The sequence below is a fragment of the Ochrobactrum sp. C6C9 genome (assembly GCF_022627935.1).
Taxonomy (GTDB): Bacteria; Pseudomonadota; Alphaproteobacteria; order Rhizobiales; family Rhizobiaceae; genus Brucella; species Brucella teleogrylli.
This window is the reverse complement of record NZ_JABXGB010000096.1, coordinates 1-913: the sequence shown is the minus strand read 5'-3', so window position 1 is coordinate 913 and position 913 is coordinate 1. Positions and strand designations below refer to the sequence as shown.

The following is a 913-nucleotide window of genomic DNA, read 5'->3' as shown; positions in this document are numbered from 1 at the left end:
GTAAGAGTCCGTTTGAGAATTTGCTTTAATGGCTGATACGGCGCAACAACAGGCTCCCCATGGCGACGTGGATCATCGCTTCGGACACGTCGATGCGTTGTTCGTAATCGCGCACCAGACGACGCCATCGGGTAAGCCAGCCGAAGGTTCTTTCAACCACCCATCGGCGCGGCAGCACCTTGAATCCTGGCTCGGTGTGGATGCGGCGCACGACCTCGATGACGAAATCGAGAAAGGCGGCCTTGTCCATCAACTGCCTGCGGTCGTATGCACCATCGGCAAACAAATGTTTGATCCACGGCCATCGCTTTCGGATCGCATCGAGGATCATTTGCGCGCCGGCACTGTCAGAAATGTCGGCTGGGGTAAGATTGACCATCAGCAGACGTCCATCGGTGTCGACCGCAATATGCCGCTTGCGCCCCACCGTCTTCTTGGCCGCGTCATAGCCTCGCTCTGCCCCGGGCGCTGGGGCCTTTATGGTCTGGCTGTCGATGATGCCGGCGCTCGGGCTCGCTTCGCGCCCGGCCCGCTCACGATCCAGCATCAGGGCGATGTTGTGGATAGTGCGAAAAAGCATCAGCCGTACGAAGCGCCGAAACCACCAATACACCGTTTGCCAGGGCGGGAAGTCCTTCGGAAGCATTCGCCAGCCGCCGCCCGTGCGCGTCATATAGCGGATCGCGTTGAGTACCTCGCGCAGGTCTACGCTCGGCTTGCGCCCACGCTCGGCCGGTTTCGGCAGCAGGGGCTCTATCTGCTTCCATTCTTCATCCGTGAGATCGGTCGGGTAACGTTTCGTCTTCCGCTCGATCCTGGCCATCCGGCCTCGCGTCTCTCGTGTCCACATCGTTAATGTGAATCACGAACCAGAGACCAAGGAAACTAAATTCTCAAACGGACTCTAAGAGCC

The 913-nt window shown here is 59.0% G+C and carries 1 protein-coding gene; it reads right to left on the bottom strand.

Annotated features, from left to right (window positions below; genetic code table 11):
- Positions 1-25: 25 nt before the first annotated feature.
- The gene (locus HWD97_RS24210; protein ID WP_279719056.1) at positions 26-850 is read right to left on the bottom strand and encodes an IS5 family transposase; all 825 of its coding nucleotides are present in this window, start codon (positions 848-850) and stop codon (positions 26-28) included.
- Between the last annotated feature and the right edge of the window lie 63 nt (positions 851-913).

Bases quoted from the DNA above. Each gene is read 5' to 3' on its own strand.
- HWD97_RS24210 (WP_279719056.1), bottom strand. From the start codon at position 850: ATGTGGACACGAGAGACGCGAGGCCGGATGGCCAGGATCGAGCGGAAG.